The sequence below is a fragment of the Catellatospora methionotrophica genome (assembly GCF_011297335.1).
Classification (GTDB): domain Bacteria; phylum Actinomycetota; class Actinomycetes; order Mycobacteriales; family Micromonosporaceae; genus Catellatospora; species Catellatospora methionotrophica.
On the sequence record NZ_JAAOTJ010000004.1, the window covers coordinates 368,468 to 394,524 of the forward strand.

Here is a 26,057-nt window from a genome sequence, read left to right on the forward strand (position 1 = left end):
GCTAGCCGCGGGCGTCGAGTTCGGCGAGCTCGCGGGCCCCGTGGTCGTGGAAGACCTGCCGGGCGCGGGCCTGGGCGGTCCGCGCCCCGGCGGTGTCGCCGCGTGCGGCCAGCAGCCGGGACCGGTCCAGGTCCAGCCGGGCCTGCCACACCGGCACGTCCATCGACTGCCAGATGTCGTGCGCGGCGTCGAAGCAGGCCTGGGCGAGGTCGAGCCGGTGTTCGGCGAGGTGGAGCTGGCCGAGTACGCGCAGCGTCGCGCCCTGGCCCCAGCGGTCGCCCATGGTGTGGCTGACCGACAGCGCCCATTCGAGCCGGGGCAGCGCCTCGCCGTGGTGGCCCTGCCGCATGCGCGCCTTGGCGAGCGCGCGGACCGCGTACGCCTCCATCAGCTCGTCGCCGAGTTCGTGGAAGATCTCGGCGGACTCGGCGCAGCGCCGCTCGGCGTCGTCCCACTCGTCCCTGGCCCGGTGGTAGAGGCCGAGCGTGCGCAGGGTGTGGCCCTCGCCGAGCCGGCTGCCCGCGCGCCGGTACGCGGCCAGCGACTCGGTCAGGTCGGCCAGCGCCCCGTCGTAGTCGCCGAGTTCCAGCCGCACCGACCCGGCGATGCGGCGGCAGTAGCCGATGCCGATGTCGTCGCGGGCGTCGTGCAGCAGCGCCGTGGCCTGGTCGAGGAAGTGCACACCCTCGGCGAAGCGGCCCGGCTCGCGGCAGGCGATGCCCAGCCCGGCCAGCGCGGTGGCCTGTCCGGGCAGGTCGTTCAGCTCGCGGAACAGGCTCAGCGCGGCCCGGAACTGCCGCCGCGCCTCGGTGTAGTGGTCCTGGTCGTAGCGCAGCTGGCCCAGTTCGGTGAGGATCACCGCCTCGTCGTGCGGCTTGGCCGCGCGCCGGGCCGCGGTCAGCGCCGCCTCGATGACGCGGGTGCGCGCGGCGAACCGGTTCGCGCCCATGAAAGCCGACGCGTTGCGGGCCGAGGCGAATTCGAAGACCAGGTCGTACAGGCCGAGCACGAGCGCCCGCTCCACCCCGGAGGCCAGCGCGGACTGCTCCGCCTCGAACCAGTCCCAGGGGTCGGCGATGACCAGCGCGGTCAGCTCCTCGGCGACGTCGTGCGGGCTGAACGGCCGCCGCCACCGGATCTCGGCGGGCGGCGAGTCGACGGCGGCGCGGTGGATCAGGGCCAGCCAGCCGCGCAGCGCGCGGGCCACCGCGTCGGCCAGGTCCTCGGCGGGCTCCTCCAGTGCGGCGCACTCGCGGGCGTACAGCCGGATCAGGTCGTGCAGGCGGTAGCGCAGCCCGCCCATCCGGTCCACCCCGACGAACTCGACCAGCTGCGCGTCGACGAGCTGCTCGACCAGCTCCTCGGCCTCGGTCGGGGAGGTCTCGGCGAGCCAGGACACCACCCACGGGGAGAAGTCGGGCACGCCGAACCAGCCCAGCCGCCGCAGCGTGGTCCGGCAGCCGTCGTCCAGGGCCCGGTAGCTCAGCTCGATGCTGCTGCGTACGCCGACGTCACCGGCGGACAGGTGGTTGAGGCGGCGGCTCTCGTCGGCGAGCCGGTCGGCCAGCGGCTTGAGCGGCAGCGCCCGCCGTCCGGCCAGCCGCGCGCTGACGATGCGCAGCGCCAGCGGCAGGTTGCCGCAGTACTCGACGATCCGCCGGGCCGCGTCGACGTCCTCGTCGACCCGCCCGTCCCCGGCGAGCCGCCGCAGCAGCAGCAGCGCCTCGTCGGGCTCCAGCACGCGCAGGTCGGTCAGCGTGGTGCCGGACAGCCCGGACAGGCGGTCCCGGCTGGTGATGACGACCGCGTTGCCCGCCCGGCCCGGCAGCAGCGGGCGCACCTGCTGCTCGGAGGCGGCGTCGTCGAGCACGAGCAGCATGCGGCGCTGGGCGAGCAGCGAGCGGTAGAGGTCGGCCCGCTCCTCGATGCTCTCCGGCAGCTGGGCCTGCTCGACGCCGAGCGCCCGCAGGAAGCGTGACAGTACCTCGCCCGGCTCGGCGGGCGCGTCGCTCATGCCGCGCAGCTCCGCGTAGAGCTGGCCGTCGGGGAAGTGTTCGGCGAGCCGGTGCGCGACCGCGGTGGCCAGGGTGGACTTGCCGGTGCCGCCCGGCCCGGCGATGACCTGTACGGCGGGAGCGCCGTCGGTGGGCAGCAGGCCCTGCGCCAGGGCCTCGATCTCGGCGGCGCGGCCGGTGAAGTCGGCGGGCACCGGCGGCAGTTGCGCGGGCACCGGGTGCACCGCGCCGGGGCCGGTCAGCTCCGGTGAGGCGGCGGCCAGCTGCTCGGTGCCGCCGCGCAGGATCGCGTGGTGCAGCGCGGTGAGTTCGGGGCCGGGCTCGACGCCCAGCTCGCCGATGAGCACGTCGCGGCCTTCGCGGTAGCAGGCCAGCGCCTCGGCCTGGCGGCCCAGCCGGTACAGCACGGTCATCAGCTGGCCGCGCAGCCGCTCGTTGGTGGGCCGCTGCCCGACCAGCACGGTCAGCTCGGCGACCAGGTCGCCCCACTGGCCCGCGGCGATCTCCGCGGCGATGCGCTCCTCGACGGCCGTGGCCCGTAGCTCGTCCAGGCGCGAGGCCTGCGCGGTGAGCTCGGTGGCGTCCAGGCCGGACAGCGCCGGGCCCTGCCAGAGGGCGTCCGCCGCGCGCAGCAGGTCCGCTGCGGCGGGGGAGTCACCGGCGGCCGCCGCGGCCCGCCCCTGGGTCAGCAGCCAGGTGAACTGCTCCACGTCCAGCGCCTCCGGCTCGATCCGGATCACGTAGCCGGGAGCCGCGGTGGTGATGAGGTCACCGGCGCCGTACCGGGCGAACGTGCGGCGCAGCGTGGACACGTAGGTCTGGACCAGGGCGCGGGCGGTGTCCGGCGGGTCCTCGCCCCACAGCACGTCCACCAGCCGGTGGGCCGAGACGACCCGGCCGTGCTCCAGCAGCAGGGCGGCGAGCAGCGCTTTCGGTTTCGCGCCGCCGAGCGGCACGGCCTCGTCACCGGCGTATGCCGAGACGGGTCCGAGCAACCGGAACTCCACCTCGCACTCCTCCGCCGCGTTACTAGATCGATTCAGCGTACGGCCGGACCGGGGCAGAGGACCACCGTCCGACAAGACATCGCAGGTCAGAGGCTAGCGCATGGCGCGGTTGACCACATTGTCCCGCTTCACCCGGCGTAGCTGCGCAGACACCGGTTCCACCTGCGGCGATGGCGGAGTTTCGCCATGGCGTAACCCCGCCATCGCCGCCTATTCACTCGGTGACGGCGGGCCGGTAGACCGTTGTCATGTTCTCCCCCTCACAGCCTTCCCGCTCCCGGCGCAGGCGCTGGCAGCTGATCTCGGCGGCCACCGTGGCACCGCTGCTGGCGGCGGGTCTCGCCGTCCTGCAGACGCCCGCGGTCGCCGCCGCGCCGAGCAAACCCTCCACCCCCGCCAAGCCGTCGGCGACCCACCAGGTCACGCTGGTCACCGGCGATGTCGTCACGGTCGTCACGATGGCCGACGGCAAGCAGATCGCCGATGTCGACCGCCCGGCCGACGCGGTCGGCGGTGTGAAGCTGCAGGAGATCAAGGGCGACCTGTTCGTGATCCCGGACGAGGCGGTGGCGCTGCTCGGTGCGAACAAGCTCGACCGGCGGCTGTTCAACGTCACCGACCTGATCGAGATGGGCTACGACGACGCGAAGTCGGCCGGTGTGCCGCTGATCGCGACGTACACCGCGGCGCAGTCGCGCGCCGTGACCGAGCCGAAGGCTCCCCGCGGCAGCAAGCTGACCCGCAAGCTCAAGGGCATCCGGGGCGCGGCGCTGACCGCCGACAAGAAGCAGGCCCGCTCGTTCTGGACCACCGTCGCGCCACAGGGCAGCACGACGGCGGGTCAGGGCGGCGCGACGGCCGTTCCGGTCAAGGCGACCCTCGGTGAGGGCGTGGCCAAGCTGTGGCTGGACGGCCGTGTCTCGGTCAACCTGAAGGAGAGCGTGCCGCTGATCGGCGCGCCCGAGGCCTGGGCCGCCGGGTACACCGGCAAGGGCGCCAAGGTCGCCGTGCTCGACACCGGCGTCGACGTGACCCACCCTGACCTGGCCGGTGTCGTCGACGGCACGGCCAGCTTCGTGCCGGGCGAGTCGGCGACCGACGACGTCAACGGCCACGGCACCCACGTCGTCTCGACGATCGTCGGCACGGGCGCGGCTTCCAACGGCGACTACAAGGGCGTCGCCCCCGACGCTGACATGATCGTCGGCAAGGTGCTCGGCGGGCTGGAGGGCTACGGCCAGGACTCGTGGATCATCGCGGGTATGGAGTGGGCCGTCCAGCAGGGCGCCGACGTCGTCAGCATGAGCCTGGGCGACACCTACCCGACCGACGGCAGCGACCCGATGTCGCAGGCGGTCGACGCGCTGTCCGCGCAGTACGGCGCGCTGTTCGTCATCGCGGCGGGCAACGCGGGCCCGGAGAGCATCTCCACCCCGGGCGCGGCCGCCTCGGCGCTGACCGTGGCCGCCACCGACAAGGCCGACGAGCTGGCGTACTTCTCCAGCACCGGCCCGCTGGCGTACTCGGGCGGCATGAAGCCGGACATCGCGGCCCCCGGTGTGGACATCACCGCGGCCCGCTCGCAGCAGATGACCGACGGCGGCGAGGGCCTGTACCGCACCATCAGCGGCACCTCGATGGCCACCCCGCACGTGGCGGGCGCGGCGGCGATCCTGGCCCAGCAGCACCCCGACTGGACCGGCGCGATGCTCAAGGAACACCTGATGAGCAGCGCGAAGGGCCTGGCCGACCACTACTCGCCGTACGAGGTCGGCACCGGCCGCCTCGACGTGGCCGCCGCCGTGAAGACCGGCGTGCGCGCCACCGGCTCGCTGTTCTACGGCAACTACACCTGGCCGCACGACGCGAACGACGTCCCGGTCACCAAGGACCTGGTCCTCACCAACACCGGCGCCGCCGACGTCACGCTGAACCTGGCGCTGACCAACGCGGGCGGCCCGTTCACCCTGGGTGCGACCTCGGTGACCATCGCGGCGGGCGCGAAGGCGACCGTCCCGGTCACCGGCGACCCGCAGGCGGCGGCGGCCGGAGCCCGGCACGTCGGCTACGTGATCGGCACCGACGCGGCCACCGGCAAGCCGGTGACCCGTACCTCGGTCGCGCTGGTCAAGGAGGACGAGCGCTACGACCTGAACATCAAGCTGGTCGGCCGGGACGGCAAGCCCGCGTCCGCGCTGGTCGCGGTAAACCAGGCCGGGGGCGAGTTCACCTGGCAGGTTCAGGTGCAGGGCACAGCCACGCTGCGCATGCCGGCCGGCACCTACTCCGTGCTGGCGTACCTGGACGTGCCGGGTGAGAAGGCCGACCGCATCGGTGTGGCCACGCTGATCGACCCGGAGACGGTGCTCGGCGGCGGTCCGGCCGAGGTGGTGCTCGATGCGAGCAAGGCACGCCTGCTCGACACCGCCGCGCCGCAGCGGTCCGAGGACCGGCAGCGCAAGGTCGACCTCAACGTCCACTACGACGGCCTCGACTCCTACTACGACTTCCGCAGCGCGTTCCAGCTGCCGACGATGTACGACGACCTGTACGTCTCGCCGACCGAGAAGATGACCAAGGGCGACTTCGTCCTCACCACGCGCTGGCGCAAGGGTGAGCCGGTGTTCGGCCTGTCCGGCCTCGCCGGGCTGGTGAACTTCTCGACCATCGCGCAGGCCGGCTCGGCGCTCGACACCAAGACCGAGCTGCTGACCACGGTGTACGCGGGCAAGGGCGCGGCGGCCGACTACAAGCGGATCAAGGCCAGGGGCAAGCTGGTCGTGATCGAGCGCAGCGACGCGGTCAGCCCCGAGGAGCGCACCGCGGCGGCCGTCGCGGCGGGCGCCAAGGCGCTGGTCGTGGTCAACGACGGCCCCGGCGGCCTGCTGGAGTACGTCGGCGAGTCGGCCATCCCGGTCGCCTCGGTGCACCGCGAGGAGGGCAAGCTGCTCGTCGCGCTCGCCAAGTGCGGGATCTTCCCGCTGGTCAACAAGCGGGTCAAGTACACGAACTGGGTCTACGACCTGACCCGCGACTACCCGCAACAGGTGCCGAACAAGCCCCTGGTCTACAAGCCGAAGCAGGCCGACCTCGCCCGGATCGACGCGCGGTACACCAACGCGGCCACCCCCGCCGACGGCTCCGGCTACCGCTACGACCTGACCCTGTCCCCGGCCGCGGGCTTCCACGAGCGGGAGTGGCACCCGGGCACCCGCACCGAGTGGGTCACCCCCGGCCAGGTCTGGGTCGAGTCGCACGCGCAGAACGTCTACGGCGAGTTCCCGTGGGAGATGGTGTCCGGCGTCAACACGTACGCCAAGGGCAGCGCCAACCGGCTGGACTGGTTCGCCCCGGCGGTCCGCCCCGGCTTCAGCGACTCGTTCGGCGTGTTCAACTCGCGCTGGCAGAACTACCTGACCTGGAACGTGCAGCCGTGGAGTTCGGCCAGCGACACGCTGCGCCTGGGCGGCTACCTGCCGTGGGGCGCGACGCCGACCCACCTGCAGGTGTTCCAGGGCGACACGCTGCTGCACGACAACGCGTACAGCGCCGACATGCAGTGGCAGGAGGTGCCGGCGGGCAACCTGCCCTACCGCGCCGTGCTCGACGCCGAGCGCTCCGCCGAGCAGTTCCGCCTGTCGACCCGTACGCACAGTGAGTGGACCTTCATGTCCGACACCGTCAAGGGCGACTTCTTCCAGCCGTTCTCGGTGCTGAACATGGACTACCTGCTGGACAGCGACCTGCACGGTGACGTGAAGGCCGGGGCCCAGCAGCAGATCCGCCTGCACCCGGTGTCGATGGACCTGGGCAAGGTGCCCGGCAAGGTCACCAAGGTGACCCTGGACGTGTCCTTCGACGACGGCAAGTCCTGGCAGAAGGTCAACCTGAGCAGGGGCGCCGACGGCTACTGGACCGGCTCGTTCAAGGCGAGCGGCAAGTCAGGCGGCTTCCTGTCGATCCGCGGCAGCGCGGCGACCGACGCCGGGTTCGGCGTCAAGCACGAGATCATCCGGGCGTACGGCCTGCGATGAGCAAGAGTGTCGGGCCCCGGGGAGGCGACTCCTCGGGGCCCTTCCCGTCACCGGGGTCCCCAACAGGGGCTATTCAAGATCTGCCGGTATGGCGCATACTCTCCCCGCCGCTGCTGACGGAGAGGGGCAGGTCGCCGATGCTGGGAGCGCTCGGGCTCGAACCCGAGGAGGAGTTCGTCTACCGCGCCCTGCTCGGCCGGCCCAGTGCCACCGCGATGCTGCTCGCCGACCTGCTGGACCGCCCCGAGGCCGTAGTCGACAAGGCCCTGGCCCGCCTGGTGGAGACCGGTCTGGCGCTGCGCTCCGGCGGCGAGGCGTACCTCGCCGCGCCGCCCGCGATGGCGCTCGGCGCGCTTATCACCGAGCGCAGGGACGGGCTGCGCATCGCCGAGCAGGCCCTGGTCAGCCTCGCCGAGGAGCACCGGACCGCGGTCGCCGGGCGCAGCATCAGCGAGCTGATCGAGGTCGTCTCCGGCGTCGACGCCATCCGGCACCGCTTCCAGCAGGTGCAGCAGGCGGCCCGTACGGAGATCCGCAACTTCGTCACCGCGCCCTACCTCGCCGTGCCACCGGGCTCGAACGCGCAGGAGGACGCCGCCGCCGCGCGCGGGGTGCGCTTCCGGGTGGTGCTGGAGCGCTCGGTGCTCGCCCAGCCGGGGATCATCGACGAGGTCGTCGACTCGCTGGAGCGCGGCGTCGAGCTGCGGGTGGCCGACCGGCTGCCGATGAAGCTCATCCTCGCCGACGGCGACCTCGCCCTGGTGCCGGTCACCGCTCCGCAGGCGGCGCAGCCGGGCAGCGAGCCGGGGGCGGTGCTGCTGCACCGCAGCGGACTGCTGGCCGCGCTGGAGGCCCTGTTCGAGACGGTATGGCAGCGCGCCTACCCGTTGGAGCTGTCGAGCTTCGGCGCGGACGGGCTACCGTACGTCGAGCTGGACACCGACGGACCCACCGAACTGGACCGCCGGATCCTGTCGCTGCTGCTGTCCGGCCTCACCGACCAGGCCGTCGCGACGCAGCTCGACCTGTCGCTGCGCACCCTGCAGCGCCGGTTGCGCCACCTGATGGACCTGGCCGGCGTGGAGACCCGGATGCAGCTGGGCTGGCACGCCGCCCGACACGAATGGGCCTGACATGTTGCGAGCACTCCCCCCGCTGCTCTGTGCGGCACTGCTGCTGACGACGCTGGCGGGGTGCGGCGACGACGACGGCGCGATGCCGCTGCGGCGCGGCGAGGCGCTGACCATCGACGCGGACCGGCTGGTCCGGCAGCTGATGGAGATCGACTTCAAGGACCGTACCTCGACCGAGCCCGGACGGGTCGCGTGCAGTGTCCGCGCGTTCGGGGCGGCTCCCGAAGGAGCGAACAATGTCGGCCAGCTCACCACGATCTGGGCGAAGACCGTCTGCGGCGCTCCCGGACCGGACGGCATGCTGAGCCTGTCCATGGTCCCCGTGAAGATCACTCTGGGCGACCGGCCCGAGCTGTTCGTGCCGCAGGACGGCGCCTCGTACACCTCTGACCTGGAGAAACTCTTTCCCGATCTGGGCGTCGACCTGGCTGGGGAGTGGCCCGAGTTCCCTGACATGCGGGCCGAGGCGGAGGCGCGCGCCGCCGCGGGCTGAGCCCGCCGGGCGGGGGTCAGATGATTGCCACCCGGGAATCACCCTTGTCCGTATTGTGGCGGGGAGTATGGTGTCTGCGGTCACAGGAATGTGCCCGTACGTCGATGGGGTGCGCAACCCCTGGCGCACACTGAGCGTTACCTTGGACATCCGCGGACCGTGTCGCGCCCGCGATGCCCACCGCGGACCGCCCGCTGCGTAACCTCAGACGAGCCATCTCAGACCGAGCCATCCCTGACCGGCCGCCCCCTTCGGGAGGCGGCGCCAGCCACCCGGACCACTGCGGAGAGAGAACGTGCCGACAGCTTCCAGGAACCGTCTCGTCATCGTCGAATCACCGGCGAAGGCGAAGACGATCTCGGGGTACCTCGGCCCGGGTTACGTCGTCGAGGCGAGCCTCGGGCACATCCGCGACCTGCCAGCCGGCGCGAAGCAGATGCCGGAGAAGTACAAGAAGGAACCGTGGGCCTACCTCGGCGTCGACGTCGACAACGGCTTCGCCCCGGTATATATCGTCAACCCGGACCGCGCGAAGCACGTCACCCGGCTCAAGGCCCTCATGAAGGACGCCGACGAGGTCTTCCTCGCCACCGATGAGGACCGCGAGGGCGAGGCCATCGCCTGGCACCTGGTCGAGACGCTGAAGCCCAAGGTGCCGGTCAAGCGGATGGTCTTCCACGAGATCACCAAGCCGGCCATCCAGGCCGCCGTGGCCAACCCGCGCGAGATCGACCGCGACCTGGTCGACGCCCAGGAGACCCGGCGCATCCTGGACCGGCTCTACGGCTACGACGTGTCCGCCGTGCTGTGGAAGAAGGTCCAGCGCGGCCTGTCCGCGGGCCGGGTGCAGTCGGTCGCGACCCGCATCGTGGTCGAGCGCGAGAAGCAGCGCATGGCGTTCCGCGCCGCCGACTACTGGGACATCACCGCCACCCTCGCCGTCGAGAAGGCGAGCGAGACCGGCCCGCGCACGTTCACCGCGACGCTGATCGCGCTGGACGGCGACCGCATCGCCACCGGCAAGGACTTCGAGCCGACCACCGGACGGCTGCGGCCGGGCTCGGGTGTCGTGCAGCTGGACGGCGACGGCGCGCGCGGCCTGGCCGCCCGGCTCGACGACCGGCCGTTCACCGTCACCAAGGTCGAGGAGAAGCCGTACCGGCGCAAGCCGTACGCGCCGTTCATCACCTCGACGCTGCAGCAGGAGGCGGCCCGCAAGCTGCGCTTCTCCTCGGCGGCCACGATGCGCACCGCGCAGCGGCTGTACGAGAACGGCTACATCACCTACATGCGTACCGACTCGGTGAACCTGTCCGAGTCGGCCATCGCCGCGGCCCGCACCCAGATAGCCGAGCTGTACGGCTCCGGCGCGGTCCCGCCGCAGCCCCGCCGCTACTCCGGCAAGGTGAAGAACGCGCAGGAGGCGCACGAGGCGATCCGCCCCGCCGGGGACACCTTCCGGACGCCGGGCGCGGTCCGCAGCGAGCTGTCCACCGAGGAGTACCGGCTCTACGAGCTGATCTGGCAGCGCACCATCGCCTCGCAGATGTCCGACGCGGTCGGCATGACGATGAGCGTGCGCATCCGCGCGACCACGGCGCAGAACGAGGAGGCCGACTTCGCGGCCAGCGGCCGGACCATCACCGACCCCGGCTTCCTGCGGGCGTACGTGGAGTCCTCCGACGACGAGTCCGCCGAGGCCGACGACGCCGAGCGCAAGCTGCCGGTGCTGGTCAAGGACCAGAAGCTGACCGAGGAGGGCCTGGAGGCGGTGGGTCACACCACCCAGCCCCCGTCCCGCTACACCGAGGCCTCGCTGGTCAAGGCACTGGAGGAGCTGGGCATCGGCCGCCCGTCGACGTACTCGTCGATCATGCAGACGATCCAGGACCGCGGCTACGTCATCAAGCGGGGCCAGGCGCTGATCCCGACGTTCGTCGCGTTCGCGGTGATCGGGCTGCTGGAGCAGCACTACCCGCGCCTGGTCGACTACGGCTTCACCGCCGCGATGGAGGACCAGCTCGACCAGATCGCCGGCGGCGACGCCACCGCGCTGGAGTTCCTGACCTCCTTCTACTTCGGCTCGCCGGGCGCGGCCGAGGGCAGCGTCGCGCAGGCGGGCGGCCTGAAGAAGCTGGTCACCGAGCACCTCGGCGAGATCGACGCGCGCAGCATCAACTCGATCAAGTTGTTCACCGACGACCAGGGCCGCGACGTCGTGGTCCGGGTCGGCAAGTTCGGCCCGTACCTGCAGCGCGGTCCGCAGGGCGGTGCCGCCAAGGCGCCCGTAGCCGAAGAGGATCTGCCTGCCGACAAGGCCGGACAGGACGCGGAGACCGCGGCCGACGGCGACCGTGCCTCGATCCCCGAGGGCCTGGCTCCCGACGAGCTGACCCCGGAGAAGGTCGACGAGCTGTTCCTGGGCGGCGGCGGCGAGCGCAAACTCGGCGAGCATCCGGAGACCGGCGAGCCGGTGGTGCTCAAGTCCGGCCGGTACGGCCCGTATGTGTCCAGCGGCGAGACGAACTCGTCCCTGCTGAAGACGCACGTGCCCGACCAGCTGACGCTGGCCGACGCGCTGCGGCTGCTGTCGCTGCCCCGGCTGGTCGGCAAGGACGCCGAGGGCCAGGAGATCTTCGCCAAGAACGGGCGGTACGGCCCGTACATCGAGCGCGAAGGTGACTCCCGGTCGCTGGAGAACGAGGAGCAGCTGTTCACGGTCACCCTGGACCAGGCGCTGACGCTGCTGGCCGCCCCCAAGCAGCGGGGCCGCCGCGCGGCGCAGCCCCCGCTGCGGGAGATGGGCGTCGACCCGCTCACCGACAAGCCGCTCGTCATCAAGGACGGCCGGTTCGGCCCGTACGTGACCGACGGGGAGTCCAACGCCTCGCTGCGGCGCGGGCAGACCCCGGAGAGCCTGACCATGGAGCAGGCCAGCGAGATGCTCTCCGAGAAGCGCGCGAAGGGCCCGGCTCCGAAAAAAACTCCGGCCAAGAAGGCGCCCGCGAAGAAGGCGGCGGCGACCAAGGCCACAAAGGCAGGAGCTGCGAAGAAGGCCACCACGGCCAAGGCGGCGACCGCCAAGAAGGCCGCCACGGGGGCCGCCAAGAGCGTGCCAAAGAAGGCTGCCGCGAAGAAGACAGCGGACTGACCGCTTACCGACCCTGCCCAGGGTCGTTGACCCTGGGTAGGGTGTCGATGCGAGCGTGGCGACCGGTTCGGTTCCCGGAACGTACGCCGCGGTGAGGAGCGGATCAGTGTCCACACCAGCTGTCAGTGCCGGGCCGTTGCGCCGGGTGCCGGTACAGGGGCGCAGTGTCGCGCGGGTGCAGCGCATGCTCGACGCGTGCGCTGAATTGATCGACGAGGTCGGCTACGACGGGCTCAGCACCACGCTGCTCGCCGAGCGGGCCGGCGTCGCGATCGGGTCGGTCTACCAGTTCTTCCCTGACAAGCGGGCCATCGTGCAGGCGCTGACCCTGCGCAACGTCGAGGCGTACCTGGAGCGGCTGGCCGAGCGGATCCCCGCCGGCGAGCTCGCACACTGGTGGGACGGCGTCGACGGGGCCATCGAGGAGTACATCGAGCTGCACCGCAGCGTGCCGGGCTTCCGTACGCTGCACTTCGGCGACGTGGTCGACGTCCACCTGATCGACCCGGAGCGCGACAACAACGCGGTCATCGCCGATCACCTGGCCGACCTGCTCGTCCGCTTCCACAACGCCCCGGACGGGCGGGAACTGCGGTTCGCGCTGACCGTCTCGGTCGAGGCCGCCGACGCGCTGATCAAGCTCGCGTTCCGCCGTCACCCGGACGGCGACGCCGCCGTCCTGGCAGAATCGAAGCGGCTGGTACGCGGCTACCTGCAGACCTTTGCTCTGGCCTGAGCAGGCACGGTAGGGCCGTACCACTCCCTCGTTTTTGTGGCAAGTCTTCAGGGTCGAACCAGGGTCGGCCCTCGCCGGGGCAGGACTAGAGTGAAGCCGCAGGACGCCCGGGCGCTATTGCCATGGCCGAGGCACAGCGAGCACGCTGGGGCCAGGACGGGCAGTGACGCGGGGAGGGTACGGCCATCAGCACGCCATCGCAGGGAGCGGACGCCGCGCCGTTCCTGGCCGCCCAGGCGGATCTGAGCGGCGGCGCGGAGCTGCGCGCGATCCTGCGCATCCGCCCGTTCCGCCGCCTCTGGCTCGTGCTCAGCGTGGCCTCGCTCGGCGACTGGCTGGGCCTGCTGGCCACGGCGACGTTCGCCTCCGCGCAGGTGTCCGGCGACGCCGCGAAGGGCCTGGCCTTCGGCTCGGTCATCGCGGTGCGCCTGCTGCCCGCGCTGGTGCTCGGCCCGCTGGCCGGCGTGATGGCCGACCGGTGGGACCGGCGCTACACGATGGTCATCTGTGACCTGCTGCGATTCGTGTTGTTCGCCACGATCCCGACCGTCGCGCTGTACTCCTCCGACGCCAAGATCACTGTCGGCTGGGCGGCCGCCGCGACGTTCCTCATCGAGGCGATCACACTGATCTGGATCCCGGCCAAGGACGCCTCGGTCCCGAACCTGATCCCGCGCGCCAGGCTGGAGGCCGCGAACCAGCTCACCCTGATCACGACGTACGGCATCACCCCGGTGCTCGCCGCCGCGGTGCTGGCCGGGCTCAACCAGCTCTACCAGTGGCTGGAGCGCTCCGGGGTCACCGTCGCGGCGTGGGCGGCCCCGTCGAGCCTCGCCCTGTACTTCCTCGCCTTCTCCCGCCTGGCCAGCGCCCTGGTCGTCTTCTACGGCATCCGCGAGATCTCCGGCCACAACGGCGGCGGCAAGCAGGAGACCAGCATGCTGCGCCAGTTCACCGACGGCTGGCGTTTCATCGGCAAGACCCCGATGGTGCGCGGGCTCGTGCTCGGCATCCTCGGCGCGTTCGCGGCCGGCGGCGTCGTCATCGGCACCGGCCAGTTCTTCGCGCTGTCGCTCGGCGGCGGCGACGCCACCTTCGCCATCCTGTTCGCGGCGATCTTCATCGGGCTGGGGCTGGGCATCGCGCTGGGCCCGCGCCTGATCGGCGGCCTGTCCCGGCGGCGCTGGTTCTGCCTGAGCATCATGCTCGCCGGAGTGTCCGTCGCGCTGCTGTCGCTGGCCCCGCACCTGTCGCTGGCCGTGGTCGGCGCGCTGCTGGTCGGCTCAGGCGCGGGCATGGCCTTCCTGTCCGGCACCACGCTGCTCGGCGGCGAGGTCGACGACGAGGTGCGCGGCCGCGTCTTCGCCGTGGTCCAGACCGGCACCCGGGTCGTGCTGATGCTGGCCATTTCGCTGTCCGGCGTGCTGGTCGGCCTGGGCGGCTCGCACGACGTGGGCAGCACCGGCGTGCCGATCTCGTCGACGCGGGTGCTGCTGGCCGTCGCCGGGGTGCTCGGGGTGCTGGCCGGGTTCTGGGCGCTGCGTCAGATGGACGACAAGCCCGGCGTGCCGCTGATGGCCGACCTGTTCAGCTCCATGCGGGGCCGCCCGCTCGGCATCGCCGAGCCGTCGGCGAAGACCGGCGTGTTCATCGTGTTCGAGGGCGGCGAGGGCGCGGGCAAGTCGACCCAGATCGCCCTGCTGGACCGGCGGCTGCGGGCCGAGGACCGCGACGTGGTGGTGACCCGCGAGCCCGGTGCGACCGACATCGGCGCCCGCATCCGCACGATGGTGCTCGACGCCCAGTCCGCCGCGAGCAGCGCGACCCCGCTGGCCCCGCGCGCCGAGGCGCTGCTCTACGCCGCCGACCGGGCCCACCACGTGTCGACCGTGGTACGTCCCGCCCTGCGCCGCGGCGAGATCGTCATCTCCGACCGCTACGTCGACAGCTCCCTGGCATACCAGGGAGCCGGGCGCACCCTGCCCGTCGACGAGATCTCCTGGCTGTCCGCCTGGGCCACCGGCGGCCTCAAGCCCGACCTGGTGGTGCTGCTCGACATCGACCCGCAGATCGGGCTGGCCCGGGTGGGCCGGCGCGGCGAGGCCGACCGGCTGGAGCAGGAGTCGATCGATTTCCACGAGCGGGTCCGGCACGGCTTCCTCGACCTGGCCACCGCCGAGCCCTCGCGTTACCTGGTGCTCGACGCCACCCGCGACGAGCAGGACCTGGCCGGGGAGATCGCGCTACGGGTCGCCAAGCTGCTCCCGCCCGTGCCGCCGCTGCCGCCGGTAGCCGACGGGGACGGTGGCACCGCCGGCCGGGTTCCGGCCCCGGGCGAGCCCCGCACCGCCGGTGAGCACTCCGCCGAGTTACGGGCCACCCGCAGCTGACGACCGGGCGCGTGGACCGTGTCAGCGGGTCGCCGTAGGGTCGGAGAGTGAGTGAAGCGGGAACAGGCGTGAAGGGGCGGCAGGCAGCGTGACGGACGTCTTCGACCAGCTCGTCGGCCAGCCCGACGCCACCGCGACCCTGCGTGCCGCCGCCGTCGCGGGCGCGGCCGTGCTGCGCGGCGAGACCGTCGGCGCGGGCGCGATGACCCACGCCTGGCTGTTCACCGGCCCGGCCGGGTCCGGCCGCTCGGTCGCCGCCCGCTCCTTCGCCGCCGCGCTGCAGTGCACCGACCCCCACGCCGGGCCCGGCTGCGGCCACTGCACAGGCTGCCACACCACGCTCGCGGGCACCCACCCCGACGTACGGCTCGTGGTGCCCGACGGGCTGAGCATCCCGGTCGCGCTGATGCGCGAGCTGGTGATGCGCTCGGCCACCACCCCGGCCAACGGCCGCTGGCAGGTGCTGCTCATCGAAGACGCCGACCGGCTCACTGAAGCGGCCGGCAACGCCCTGCTCAAGGCCGTCGAGGAGCCGCCGGAGCGGACGATCTTCCTGCTCTGCGCCCCGTCGGACCACCCGGACGACGTCTCGGTCACCATCCGCTCGCGATGCCGGGTCGTGCCGCTGCGCCAGCCGTCCGCCGAAGCGGTGAGCGCACTGCTCACCGAGCGCGACGGCGTCGACGCCCGCACCGCGGCCTGGGTCGCCGCGGCCGCGCAGGGCCACGTCGGGCGCGCACGGCGGCTCGCCGGCGACGCCAAGGCCCGTGACCGCCGCGCCGCCGTGCTGGCCGTGCCGCGCCAGCTGACCGGGGTCGGCGCCTGCTTCGACGCCGCGAGCGCCCTGATCGAGGCCGCCGAGGCCGAGGCCGCCGCCGCGGTCGCCGAGACCGACGCCGCCGAGCGGTCGGCGCTGGAGACGGCGCTGGGCGCGGGCGGCACCGGCAAGGGTGCGGCAGGCGCTTCCCGCGGCATGGCCGGGCAGCTCAAGGACCTGGAGAAGCGGCAGAAGTCGCGGGCGACCCGCGCCCAGCGCGACGCCCTCGACCGGGCCCTGCTGGACCTGGCGGGCTTCTACCGCGACGTGCTCAACGCCCGCTGGGGCGGCCCCGTCTCCCCGGTGCACGCCGACACGTCGACGCTCGCCGAGGCCGCCGCCCAGCGCTGGACCGCCGAAAGCACCCTGCGCCGCCTCGAAGCGATCCTCGCGTGCCGCACCGCCATCGACGCCAACGTCAAACCCCGCATCGCCGTCGAAGCCATGATGCTCGAACTCTGGCGCGGCTGACCCGGCCCCACCACCCCACCCGACCGCGCACCCCCTCACCTGCTGCCACCCGGCGCCCCGCCACCGCCCCGGCGGCCCCCCGCCGCCGCGCGCATGCCCCACCTGCCGCAACTCTTAAAGAGTCGCGCCTTCAGGCTGCCTTGGTAGGCCCGACTCTTTAAGAGTTGCGGATTGAGGGTGGGTGGGGGGCGGGCTGAGGGGAGGCGGTTGTCCACAGGGGTTTTCCACAGGGGTGTTGGGGGTGGGGGATTTACCGGTAGCGTTCTGGCGACATGCTGCCGTCCATTGAGGAGCCCCTTTATGCCCCGGGAGATCGACGACGCCTGGATCGAGGAGGCGATCGCGTCATACCGGCGGATCGAGGAGCGGCAGGCGAGCCTCGCCCGCGCCCTGGCCGAGCTGGAGGTGACCGTGCGCGACCCCGACGACCTGGTCGAGGTGGTGGTGGGCGGCGACGGCGCGGTGCGCCGGGTGGTGGTCACCGGCTCGCTCGACGGGCTGACCGGGCCGCAGTTGTCGCGCGCCATCCAGCAGGCCATCACCGCGGCGCACGACGCTGCCGCGTGGGCCCGGCGCAAGGTGTACGAGGAGACGTTCGGCGACTTCACGGCGCTCGGAGGTGCCCGGTGATGCATGAGTCAGTGAGGCGGATCGAGGCCCTGGCCGCCGACACGGCCTCGCTGCGGGTGACGATCGACCGCGCGGAACCCACCGTGTCGTGGCCGGAAGCGCCGGGGCGGATGGCCCGCCTGGCCGGCGCGATCGCAGAGTGGCAGCGCACGAGCCGGTCCGGGCACCTGGACACGGCACGCCGCTGCGGCCAGGAGCTCGAGGAGCTGGCCCGGGGCGTGCGCGCCGCCGAGGGCGGCTATCACATCGTGGACGACGGCAAAGGGATGGCCACGTGGACGCCCTGACGCACCTGCATCACAGCACGAGCGGGCTGCTCGCCCGGGTCGACGGTTGCCTGGTGCGCTGGGGTGCGCCCGAGGGCCATCCGGTGTGGGCGCTGCTGCGGCGCACGGGCGCGCTGCCCGGCGACGCCGTGGCCGGGCTGATCGGCTGGGCGGTCGCGCCGTGGCTGGAGCAGAAGGCCCGGCTGTGCCTGCAGCTGTCCGAGGTGGAAGAGATCGGCGAACAGCTCGGCAGGGTGCGGGCCTGGGACGGGCGGGCCGGCGACGCCTTCGCCGCGTCGCGGGACAGGGTGAGCCGGGAGTTCGAGCAGTGGGCCGAACGCCTGCGGGCCGACGTCACGTTCCACGAGGAGCTGGTCGCCGCCCTCGGCGACGGCCGGGCTCGCGTCGCCCGGAGGCTGGCCCAGGTCGCGGGCAGCGCCGAAGCCGTCGTGCTCGTCATCGGGGAGGGCCCGGTGCCCGGCGACACGGCTCCGGGCGGCGTGGCCGCGGGCGTGCCAGGTCTGGACCCGGTCGCCCAGGCCAGGGCGGCGGCGGCGATCGGGCAGGTGCTGCTGGCGGAGGTCGACACCGCGCTGACCGCGATCGAAGCGTTGCTGGCCCGTGGCCCGGTGCTGCCCCCGGACGAGAGAGTGGTGGCGGCGGACGTCACGTCCACCGCCACCACGTTGCGCGTCGAGCTGTAGATACGGCGTCAGCCCAGCAGGTCCTCCGGCCCGCCCGAGGTGCGGCGGCGGGTCAGCAGGAGCAGGAACCGGCCCGCCACGAACAGCAGGGTGCCGGTGCCCGCGATCAGGGCGATGCTCGTGCCCGTACGCGGCAGGCTGCAACCGGGACCGTCGCAGCCGTCGTCGTCGTCATCGGTGCCGGAAGCCGGCGAGGGGGTCGGGCCGCCGCCGCCGTTGCCGGGCCCGTTCGGGCTCGGCGAGCTGGACGGCCGCGCCGTCGGGCTCGCGGTCGGCGTGGTGCGGGCCGGTGCGGTCGCGGACGCGTTGAGCAGGCCCACGCCCAGGTCGAGTACGGTGGCGGGCTTGCTGTTGGGGCGGCTGAGCGCCAGCACCTGGATCCGGATGCTGGCCGCCTGCGCGGTCGCGCCCCGGTCGGTGACCCGCTTCTCCAGCGTGCCGATCGAGATCTTCACGACGGCGATCTCGCACAGCCCGGCGAGGTTGCCGCCGCTGCCGCCGAGCAGGCCGCCCAGGTCGGGCAGGCCGCCGAGCTCCGGCAGCGCGGGCAGTCCGGTCCCGCCGCCCCCCGAGCCGCCCAGGCCCTTGACGGTCTGCGTCAGGCTGCCCAGCGGCAGGCCGTCGAGCAGCCCGCCGAGCGGGTTCGCGCCGAGCAGGGGCAGGCCCTCGGCCTTGGCACGCCGCTGCGCGGCACCCAGGTCGAGCGAGCCGAGCAGCCCACCGGCGGGCGGAGCCGGGACGGCGAACTCGATCTCACGGTGTACGCCGGAAAGGGTCTTGGTGCCGATGCCGGGCCCGGACACCTTCAGGACCGGGGCGTCGTAGTCCACGACGGTCGTGGCGGCGCGGCCGGTGGCCAGCACCGTCAGCTTCGGCGGCTCCAGCACCTCGACGTCGATCGCGCCGCCCAGCAGCTCCAGGTCGGCCAGGCCGATCTCGGCCTGCGCGCCGGACGCGATGGTGCGCGCGTCCATCCGCACGGTCCCGGTCCGGGCTTCGCCGGAGGCGTTGTGCGTCGCCTTGACCAGCGCGCCCCGCGCACCGGGCAGGACTTCCGCGTCGACCAGCGCCGCGTCGGACTCGCCGGCGGGGCCCTCGGTCTTGCCGCAGGCCATGCCCTCGGCCCAGCGGGCGTGCGCGGTGAGATCACCGGTCCCGGCCTTGACCAGGCCCAGGTCGAGCGAGGCCGCCCGGTTCTTGACGCTGTTGGCGTTCGTCGGCGGGGCCTGCTGGTAGACCTTTCCGTCCAGCGGCCCGGTCGGCAGCTGGAGGCCGAGTAGCTTCGCGTCGGCGTAGCGGGCCGCGGCGGAGCTGGTGACCCGGCTCGTGGCGGACATGCCGGCGTTGGCCGAGGCGATCGTCAGGTCGGCCACCGTGGGCAGCTTCAATCCGAGCGGGCCGAGGTTCAGCACACCCACCTTCAACAGGTCCGCACCGGCACGCGCGGCGTACCCGGCGGGCCGGTCACACACCCCGGCCGTGGCGGGTGTGGACAGGATCGTCAGTGAGCTGAGCGCGACAAGAGCGACCGTGCTGGCTGCGGCGAAATGGCGGCGCATGCTTCCTCCGGGGCGACGGGTGCACGGGGGCGTGCACCTACGTCGTGGCCCAACGAAGGCTCATGGGCAGGGTTACGGCCGAATCCGAAGACCTATCCACATGAGCTAACGACCAATCAGCCGAAAAGGTACGCAACTAGAACTGTTCCTCCAGCAGGTCCTTGGCGATCCGGGTCGTCGCGGATCTCCGCACTTGCACGAATCAGGGCTATCGTGTGCCGATGGGCATGCTCTGCGCGGTCACCTTCAACCGGTACGGGAAGCTGTACTACCTCGATCCCGGCGAGTTCCGGCCGCGTGTCGGAGACAAGGTGCTGGTCGCCACCGACGACGGCCCCGAAGTCGCCGACTGCGTATGGGCCGCCGAGTGGAGCGAGGACGACACCTCCGGCTTCCCGAAGGTCATCGGCATCGCCGGTGCCGACGATGTCAGCCGCGACGAGCTGATCCGCCAGCGCAAAGCCGAAGCGCGGGTCGCCTCGAACCGGCTGATCCGCGAACACCAGCTCCCGATGAAGGTCATCGCGGTCGACCACGTGCCCGGCGGCCCCGCCGACGGCGACGACCCCGGCCCGAGCCCCCGCACCACCGTCTACTTCACCGCCCCGCACCGCGTCGACTTCCGCTCGCTGGTCCGCGACCTCGGCGCGACCCTGCGCTGCCGGGTCGAACTGCGCCAGCTGTCGGCCCGCGACTCGGCGAAGGTGCAGGGCGGCATCGGCTCGTGCGGGCGCGACCTGTGCTGCTCCACGTTCCTGACCGAGTTCGAGCCGGTCAGCATCCGCATGGCCAAGGAGCAGGACCTGCCGCTCAACCCGATGCGGATCTCGGGGGCGTGCGGCAGGCTCATGTGCTGCCTCAAGTACGAACACCCCATGTACCAGGACTTCCACGGCAACGCCCCGGCCATCGGCGAGCAGGTCAGCACGCCCGAGGGCGACGGCCGCGTGGTCGGGCACTCGGTGCCCCGCGACGCCGTGGTCATCCGCCTGGCGGCGGACGGCTCCCGCACCGTCTGCCCGAAGGCGTCGGTGTGCGGCAGCCGCAAGTCGTACGAGGACCGCTACGCCGTCTGACCCGCAAACGCTCGGGACCCCGAGCGAGGGCTCCGAGAACTGCGACTGTTGGCTCATCGGGTGCGGGGTGGGAAGGTTCGACGATGATGCGTGTCGTCACCGCGAGCGAGGCCGCGCCGGGTCGTGTCAACGAAGACCAGGTCTTCCATCACCGATCCGTGGTGGGAGTCCTCGACGGCGTGACCGTCCCCGAGGGCTTCGACACCGGATGCGCGCACGGTGCCGCCTGGTACTCCCGAAGGCTCGTGACGCACCTGGCGGGCGCGCTCGACGACGCTCCGGACGCGTCGCTGGCGGGGATCCTGGGCAGCGCCATCGAACGGGTGACGCGCGATCATCCCGGGTGCGATCTCGCCAACCCCAGCACCGCCGCAGCGACGGTCTGCCTCATCAGGGATGCGGGCTCCGAACTGGAATACCTGATCCTGTGCGACAGCTCGCTGGTCGTCGACACGGGGGCGGAGCCGGTCCTGCTCGTCGACGACCGGTTCGCCCGCTCCATGCAGCGAATACGCGACGACTATCTGCTCGGAGACGTGCCCATCGGCTCCGAGGTCCACCAGGCGCGCCGGATCGCCGCCAATACCCGCAAACGAGAACTCACCAACACGCCCGAGGGCTACTGGATCGCGGCCGCCGATCCCGAAGCGGCCGCCCACGCTCTCGCCGGCAGGTTCCCGCTGCTGGGGGAGGGCGCTGTTCGGCGCGCCGCGCTGCTCACCGATGGCGCCTCCTGCGCGGTGGACACGTTCGGCCTCTACGACTGGACGGCGATGCTGGACCTCATCACCGAAAACGGGCCACACGAACTGATCCGGCAGGTCCGGATCGCCGAGACCGCCGACGCCGACGGCCGCGCGCGGCCCCGGTTCAAGAGCCACGACGACGCCACGGTGGCCCTGTGCGTGTTCGGCGAGGAGAGCTGGTGATCTGGCGCGGCTCGGGGCTACTGTCGCGAAAGTTGTTGAACGTTCAGGCCGAGATGCTGGGGGCGCAGTGACCGGTGGGGAGATCTTCCGCGAGGCGTGGATCGCTGGGGTGCGCAGGCACTTCCCCGGTGAGCCCAAGCCGTCGTACATCGTGCCCTGGGCTGACACTCCCGCCTGGGAACGGGCCAGCGCCGGTGCCGTCTACGAGCAGGTGGCGCTCCTGATCCGGCAGGGCGGCACCGACAAGCTCTCGCGCGAGCAGCGGGGCCGCTTCGTGGCACTGTGCTGGATCGCCCAGATCTACCGGCACATCCCCGACCCCAAGCCCGCGTACGTCGCCGACTGGGAGCAGTTGCCGGGCTGGCAGCAGGAGACCGACGCCGACATCTTCGACCACATCGTCGCCACCCTGGCCTGACCGGTTCGCATGGCGGCTCCCGCACGGTCCGCCCGGGGGCGGTATGCGGGAGCCGCAGGTGCTGCCATGCCGTCTGAGCCGGTCGGGCGCTACGGCGTGACGCCCAGGATGATCGCGATGGTGCCGATCGTGGCCATCAGCAGGCACGTGCCGGGGTGCATGCCGATCGAGATCCGGATGTCGTGCTTGCGCCAGACCAGCCAGACCGCAGGGAACAGGAAGACGATCTTCGACAGGACGGTCCACGGCGCCCAGAAGTGGTAGACCGAGAACAGGACCGTGTTGAGTACGGGCGCGCCCCAGCGCAGGTGGGCGATGCGGGGCAGCAGGAACCCGCGGAAGTAGTACTCCTCGATCAGGGGCAGCGTGAAACCGGTCAGCGGCAGGCAGATGAGCATCGTCACGACGAGCTGCGAGTGGGCGTACCCGTCGATGTAGGTGGTGGCGCTGCCGCCCGCGCCCTCGAACGGGACCCAGGTGAAGAAGTTGCCGAACATGAAGTCGTCCAGGGGGACGAGCGCGAGCGAGACCACCGTCATCCATACGATGAGGACCGCGATCAGCGCGATGATCTTCCCGCGGCTGATGGGCCGATCCCGGTAGTGCGCCACGGTGCGCAGCGTGTAGCGGCCGGTGCGCACACGCCCCAGCCACAGCAGTCCGAACATGAGCGGCACCAGCACGATCACCAGGGCGATGGCCCAGGCGAGGAAGACCGGGTAGTCGATCGCCTTGACGAACGGCTCGGCGAGGAACAGGTAGGCCGCGACGACGAGTGCGCCGGGCACGAGGTGCAGCGCGATCGACAGCGTGAGCGGGTGACGGTCCGCTAGCAGCAGTTCGACGAGGCGGTTCGGGCGTACGGTCGACGTGGCCGGGCGGGTCAGCGTGTTCTCCATGCCGTCGAGAATCGCGTCGCGTCCTGCCACCGCCCTGACACGGCTCTGACACGGCACGAACGCGAACGGCTCCCGAGCCCCGCGCCAGGGGCGTCAGGGGACGGGAGCCGTGGTTCGGGTGGGGACCGCTATGCCGTGTGGCTCGGGTCTGGCGCGTCGGAGGGCAGCACGGCGGGCGGGGCCGCGTGCTGCTTGGCCGGGCCGAGCGTGATGACTTCGTCGACCAGGCGCGGCTTGAGTGCCGTGGAGGGGCGGAACCAGGAGCCTGCGGGCTGCGGGATCCACTTCTTCGAGATCTTGTCGACGCCGACGACGTAGATGCTCAGCGTGCCGTCGGGGGCGAAGCGCATACGCAGGAAGCTCTTGAAGTCCTCGATGCCCTGCCCGGCGTACAACTCGTTGACGTTGACCTTGAACGTGGCCGCGATCAGCAGGTACAGCGAGACCAGCAGCGCCGCCGCGACGCCCGCCGGGGTCAGGTAGATCACCACTGCCAGCCCGGCCTGCACCGCGGGCCGGTATTCGTCGAAGGGCAGCAGCCGCCACAGGGTCAGCCCGACCACGCCCAGCGCGATGTGGGCGCAACCATGCAGGGCGCCCAGCACCACCGGGGTTATCTTGGCGGCCGCCTCGGTGAGGCCGACGGAGAAGAACACGCACGCGAACATCACCAGCGCGGTCATCATGAAGATCGGCACGGTGAGGATGCGGCCCGCCGCGTTGTTCAGCGACAGCATCAGCAGCGTGTGCATGATGCCGAGCATCGTGGCGAAGCCGGGGTTGCGCCACGGCAGGCGGGCGAAGACGCCGCCGCCCAGCCAGCGCGAGCGCAGCTTCGTCGGGTACGTCTTCTGCAGCTTGTACGGCATGCCCGTGCTCTGCCGCCGCATCTGCGAGTGCTTGGGCGGCACGGTGATGGCCTCGGGCAGGTGGTTGGTGGCCGCCATGTAGGCCCCGCCGCCACCGCAGGTGATGAGCTGCTGGCCGCTGTCGGTCTGCGCGTAGCGCGCGTAGTGGTGCAGGTCGCCGCTGACCATCAGCGCGACGCTGGCACCGGTCGGGTCGATGACCGTACGCAGGAAGTAGTCGATGGTGTCGTAGTAGAGCGGGTGCTCCTCGGACTGGACCCAGGCGGGCTGCGGGGTGACCAGGATGATCCGGTCGCCCTCCTCGATGTTGGCGGCGACGCCCTTGAAGTACTCCAGCTGCGGGTCGTCCATGTAGGCCGCGCCCTGGGCGTCCAGCGCCAGCAGCCACCAGCGGTGGGGCAGTTGCAGCGCGAAGTACGAGCGCGTCTGCTTGGTGCGCCAGCCGCCGATGCGCGAGCCGTCGCGCCGGGCGAACAGGCGCAGGAACGCGGTCAGGCCGTCGTACCAGTCGTGGTTGCCGGGCAGCGCGTACAGCGTGGGGCCGTTCTCGGCCGGGACCTGCGGCATCGCCGCGCGGAACGGGCCTTCGAACCGGTCCTCGTACGCCTTGCCGCTGGCCGTCGGGTACACCGAGTCGCCGCCGAGCACCAGCACCCGGCCGCGGGGCAGGTGCTCGCCGCTCGCCTCGACCTCGTCCTGTGCCAGCAGGTAGGCGACCGAGTAGGTGGCGTTGAACCCGTCGCCGAGGTCGGCGACGTAGTCGAGCCACAGCTCCTCGTCGTTGACGTGCTCGTCGTGGACCTTGGTGGGGAAGGCGTTCTGCAGTTCGCGCTTGTCCAGATAGGCGCCGAACTGTGCGGCGAACGCGACGCGTACGCCCGTGGCGGCGAGCTGCAAGGGGCTCAGCCAGGCCACCGGAGGTTGGGGGGTGAACCCGAGCTGCGCGGGTTCGAGTTTGCTCGGACGAGGCGCCCGGCCAGACACCGGCGTCGGGTCTGAGGGACTGCGCGGAGGGATCACGGTCACAGCAGCGCAGCCTAGTCCGCAGTGGAACAGGTCGCACCGGCCCGATCGGGCAATCCGCACCGGCTGCCGCCAACCGGACACCTGTGGGTTCGGTCGTGTGGGCGACCAGCAAAAGTTAGGTTAACCTAAGTCTATGATGATCGTTGAGGGGAACGCCCCCACCACCCGTGCCGCCCGTTACCTCAAGCAGACGCTGACCCACTTCAGCCACAAGATCGAGGTGGAGTTGGGCGAGGAGCACGGCAGCGCCCGCTTCGAGGCCGGCCGGGCCGAGCTGACCGCGACCGCCGACGCCCTCGTGGTCCGGATCGAGGCCGAGGACGCCGAGCGGGCCGCGACCGTCGAGCGCGTGATCGTGAGTCACGCCGAGCGGTTCGGGGAGAAGGACGGGCTCAAGTTCGGGCAGTTCACGCCCGTCTCCGCGTGAAAATGTGACCCGCCGCCTACCCGTTGGCCTCCGACGCCACTGATCGCGTATAGTGATGCGACGTTGCCGCCTTAGCTCAGTCGGTAGAGCGTGTTACTCGTAATAACAAGGTCAACGGTTCGATTCCGTTAGGCGGCTCTGCAACGAAACCGCCCCCCACGTCTGTGGGGGGCGGTTTGTCGTACCAGGGGTATCGTCCCGTGGGCTACGCCCGGACGCGGCGGGCGATCATGATTCCGGCCGCGCCGACGGTGATCAGTGACGCGCCCACGATCAGCAGCGACATGGTGTTCGGGCCGGTGATCGGCAGCGTGCCCGGGGACGGCGTCGCCGACAGCGTGGGAGCCGCCGTGGGCGTCGCCGACGGGGTGCCCGCCGCCTGGTCCTTGTCGTGGGCCGCCTGCCAGCCGCTGCACAGGAAGACCCGCAGGTCCTCGAAGGTGCCGTTCAGCGCCGCCGTCGCGGCCTCGACCACTGCGGGACCGCCGGTCTCCTTGGCAGTGGTGGCCAGGTCACGGTAGTCCTGCGTACGTGCGGTGTGCTGGCCCTCGTTGAGGAAGCCGAGCAGCGCGCCGACGGAGCCGTCGTCGAGCGCCGTGCTCGCGGCCTCCTTCACGTGGACGCCGCCTGCGGCCATGGTCTGAGACGTCCGGAGCCGCACGTCGGTGTACCAGACCGACCGCGCCCCGGACTTCAGGAAGGTGCGCAGGTCCGTCTTGCCGTCCAGCGCCTCCTGCGCCACCTCGGCCGTGCGGTTGTAGACGCCCTTGCTCGCCGCCAGGACCTGGTTGACCGCGATGCGCGCCTCGATGTCGGTCATGGCGTCGACATCCCGGTCGAGCAGCGGTCCCAGATCCGGGTAGGTCACCGGCTGGCCGAGCCCGCAGGCCTGGCTCAGCCCGATCTGCGCGGGCTCGGCGGCTGCCGCCGGTGCCGCCGGTGCCAGCCATGCCAGGGCGATGGCCGCGCCGGCCAGAATCTTCCAACGCATCTTCTGTTGCCTCCCC

19 protein-coding genes and 1 tRNA gene are annotated in these 26,057 nt (G+C 71.9%); 15 read left to right on the forward strand and 5 right to left on the reverse strand.

Features of this window, described 5'->3' with window-relative positions:
- Position 1: 1 nt before the first annotated feature.
- Complete coding sequence (locus HAV40_RS14330) at positions 2–3,022, reverse strand: AfsR/SARP family transcriptional regulator (RefSeq protein WP_203671171.1); 3,021 nt, start codon at positions 3,020–3,022, stop codon at positions 2–4.
- Positions 3,023–3,270: 248 nt separating this feature from the next.
- Here HAV40_RS14330 and HAV40_RS14335 point away from each other — a divergent pair, with 248 nt between their 5' ends.
- The 10 genes from HAV40_RS14335 (at position 3,271) to HAV40_RS14380 (ending at position 17,847) form a co-directional block, all read left to right on the forward strand.
- A complete protein-coding gene (locus HAV40_RS14335; RefSeq protein ID WP_166381448.1) occupies positions 3,271–7,056 on the forward strand; it encodes a S8 family serine peptidase in 3,786 nt (1,261 codons plus the stop codon).
- Positions 7,057–7,193: 137 nt separating this feature from the next.
- Positions 7,194–8,189, forward strand: a complete 996-nt coding sequence (locus tag HAV40_RS14340) for a helix-turn-helix domain-containing protein (RefSeq protein ID WP_166381449.1) — start codon at positions 7,194–7,196, stop codon at positions 8,187–8,189.
- Between the two features lies 1 nt (position 8,190).
- The gene (locus HAV40_RS14345; RefSeq protein ID WP_166381450.1) at positions 8,191–8,682 is read left to right on the forward strand and encodes a hypothetical protein; all 492 of its coding nucleotides are present in this window, start codon (positions 8,191–8,193) and stop codon (positions 8,680–8,682) included.
- 295 nt (positions 8,683–8,977) lie between these two features.
- Complete coding sequence (gene topA, locus HAV40_RS14350) at positions 8,978–11,833, forward strand: type I DNA topoisomerase (RefSeq protein WP_166381451.1); 2,856 nt, start codon at positions 8,978–8,980, stop codon at positions 11,831–11,833.
- Between the two features lie 106 nt (positions 11,834–11,939).
- Positions 11,940–12,569 carry a TetR/AcrR family transcriptional regulator gene (locus HAV40_RS14355; RefSeq protein WP_203671169.1) on the forward strand — a complete coding sequence of 210 codons (630 nt, stop codon included), beginning with the start codon at positions 11,940–11,942 and terminating at the stop codon, positions 12,567–12,569.
- A 305-nt stretch (positions 12,570–12,874) separates the two neighbouring features.
- On the forward strand, positions 12,875–14,959 hold the full coding sequence (gene tmk, locus HAV40_RS14360) for a dTMP kinase (RefSeq protein WP_239086038.1): 2,085 nt from the start codon (positions 12,875–12,877) through the stop codon (positions 14,957–14,959).
- 88 nt (positions 14,960–15,047) lie between these two features.
- On the forward strand, positions 15,048–16,247 hold the full coding sequence (locus HAV40_RS14365) for a DNA polymerase III subunit delta' (RefSeq protein ID WP_166381452.1): 1,200 nt from the start codon (positions 15,048–15,050) through the stop codon (positions 16,245–16,247).
- 300 nt (positions 16,248–16,547) lie between these two features.
- Positions 16,548–16,877, forward strand: coding sequence for a YbaB/EbfC family nucleoid-associated protein (locus HAV40_RS14370; protein WP_166381453.1), 330 nt, complete (start codon positions 16,548–16,550; stop codon positions 16,875–16,877).
- Positions 16,877–17,164, forward strand: a complete 288-nt coding sequence (locus HAV40_RS14375; RefSeq protein WP_166381454.1) for a hypothetical protein — start codon at positions 16,877–16,879, stop codon at positions 17,162–17,164. The genes HAV40_RS14370 and HAV40_RS14375 overlap by 1 nt, the downstream gene beginning before the upstream one ends.
- A complete protein-coding gene (locus HAV40_RS14380; protein WP_166381455.1) occupies positions 17,152–17,847 on the forward strand; it encodes a hypothetical protein in 696 nt (231 codons plus the stop codon). Before HAV40_RS14375 ends, HAV40_RS14380 begins: the two co-directional genes overlap by 13 nt.
- Before the next feature lie 8 nt (positions 17,848–17,855).
- On the opposite strand, the gene HAV40_RS14385 is transcribed toward HAV40_RS14380, so the two are convergent.
- Entirely contained in the window at positions 17,856–19,406 is a 1,551-nt protein-coding gene (locus HAV40_RS14385) for a hypothetical protein (protein WP_166381166.1), read from the reverse strand.
- Between the two features lie 221 nt (positions 19,407–19,627).
- Here HAV40_RS14385 and HAV40_RS14390 point away from each other — a divergent pair, with 221 nt between their 5' ends.
- The 3 genes from HAV40_RS14390 (at position 19,628) to HAV40_RS14400 (ending at position 21,829) form a co-directional block, all read left to right on the forward strand.
- Positions 19,628–20,482 carry a PSP1 domain-containing protein gene (locus tag HAV40_RS14390; RefSeq protein ID WP_166381456.1) on the forward strand — a complete coding sequence of 285 codons (855 nt, stop codon included), beginning with the start codon at positions 19,628–19,630 and terminating at the stop codon, positions 20,480–20,482.
- A gap of 83 nt (positions 20,483–20,565) precedes the next feature.
- Positions 20,566–21,411, forward strand: a complete 846-nt coding sequence (locus HAV40_RS14395) for a hypothetical protein (protein ID WP_166381457.1) — start codon at positions 20,566–20,568, stop codon at positions 21,409–21,411.
- A gap of 67 nt (positions 21,412–21,478) precedes the next feature.
- The gene (locus tag HAV40_RS14400; RefSeq protein ID WP_166381458.1) at positions 21,479–21,829 is read left to right on the forward strand and encodes a hypothetical protein; all 351 of its coding nucleotides are present in this window, start codon (positions 21,479–21,481) and stop codon (positions 21,827–21,829) included.
- Positions 21,830–21,918: 89 nt separating this feature from the next.
- On the opposite strand, the gene HAV40_RS14405 is transcribed toward HAV40_RS14400, so the two are convergent.
- Both HAV40_RS14405 and HAV40_RS14410 read right to left on the reverse strand, forming a co-directional pair.
- The gene (locus HAV40_RS14405) at positions 21,919–22,728 is read right to left on the reverse strand and encodes a CPBP family intramembrane glutamic endopeptidase (RefSeq protein ID WP_166381459.1); all 810 of its coding nucleotides are present in this window, start codon (positions 22,726–22,728) and stop codon (positions 21,919–21,921) included.
- A gap of 128 nt (positions 22,729–22,856) precedes the next feature.
- Complete coding sequence (locus HAV40_RS14410) at positions 22,857–24,623, reverse strand: metallophosphoesterase (RefSeq protein WP_239086033.1); 1,767 nt, start codon at positions 24,621–24,623, stop codon at positions 22,857–22,859.
- 133 nt (positions 24,624–24,756) lie between these two features.
- On the opposite strand from HAV40_RS14410, the gene HAV40_RS14415 reads away from it, so the two are divergent.
- Positions 24,757–25,050: a DUF2218 domain-containing protein gene (locus HAV40_RS14415; protein ID WP_166381460.1), complete on the forward strand. Its 294-nt coding sequence runs from the start codon at positions 24,757–24,759 to the stop codon at positions 25,048–25,050.
- 65 nt (positions 25,051–25,115) lie between these two features.
- Positions 25,116–25,188, forward strand: a tRNA-Thr gene (locus tag HAV40_RS14420).
- Between the two features lie 67 nt (positions 25,189–25,255).
- On the opposite strand, the gene HAV40_RS14425 is transcribed toward HAV40_RS14420, so the two are convergent.
- On the reverse strand, positions 25,256–26,041 hold the full coding sequence (locus tag HAV40_RS14425) for an ALF repeat-containing protein (RefSeq protein ID WP_166381461.1): 786 nt from the start codon (positions 26,039–26,041) through the stop codon (positions 25,256–25,258).
- Positions 26,042–26,057: the final 16 nt, after the last annotated feature.

Excerpts from the sequence above, each read along its gene's own strand:
- HAV40_RS14335 (WP_166381448.1), top strand. The coding sequence starts at position 3,271 with ATGTTCTCCCCCTCACAGCCTTCCCGCTCCCGGCGCAGGCGCTGGCAG.
- HAV40_RS14340 (WP_166381449.1), top strand. The coding sequence starts at position 7,194 with ATGCTGGGAGCGCTCGGGCTCGAACCCGAGGAGGAGTTCGTCTACCGC.
- HAV40_RS14345 (WP_166381450.1), top strand. The coding sequence starts at position 8,191 with ATGTTGCGAGCACTCCCCCCGCTGCTCTGTGCGGCACTGCTGCTGACG.
- HAV40_RS14370 (WP_166381453.1), top strand. The coding sequence starts at position 16,548 with ATGCCCCGGGAGATCGACGACGCCTGGATCGAGGAGGCGATCGCGTCA.
- HAV40_RS14375 (WP_166381454.1), top strand. The coding sequence starts at position 16,877 with ATGCATGAGTCAGTGAGGCGGATCGAGGCCCTGGCCGCCGACACGGCC.
- HAV40_RS14385 (WP_166381166.1), bottom strand. The coding sequence starts at position 19,406 with ATGCGCCGCCATTTCGCCGCAGCCAGCACGGTCGCTCTTGTCGCGCTC.
- HAV40_RS14390 (WP_166381456.1), top strand. The coding sequence starts at position 19,628 with ATGGGCATGCTCTGCGCGGTCACCTTCAACCGGTACGGGAAGCTGTAC.
- HAV40_RS14395 (WP_166381457.1), top strand. The coding sequence starts at position 20,566 with ATGATGCGTGTCGTCACCGCGAGCGAGGCCGCGCCGGGTCGTGTCAAC.
- HAV40_RS14405 (WP_166381459.1), bottom strand. The coding sequence starts at position 22,728 with ATGGAGAACACGCTGACCCGCCCGGCCACGTCGACCGTACGCCCGAAC.
- HAV40_RS14415 (WP_166381460.1), top strand. The coding sequence starts at position 24,757 with ATGATGATCGTTGAGGGGAACGCCCCCACCACCCGTGCCGCCCGTTAC.
- HAV40_RS14425 (WP_166381461.1), bottom strand. The coding sequence starts at position 26,041 with ATGCGTTGGAAGATTCTGGCCGGCGCGGCCATCGCCCTGGCATGGCTG.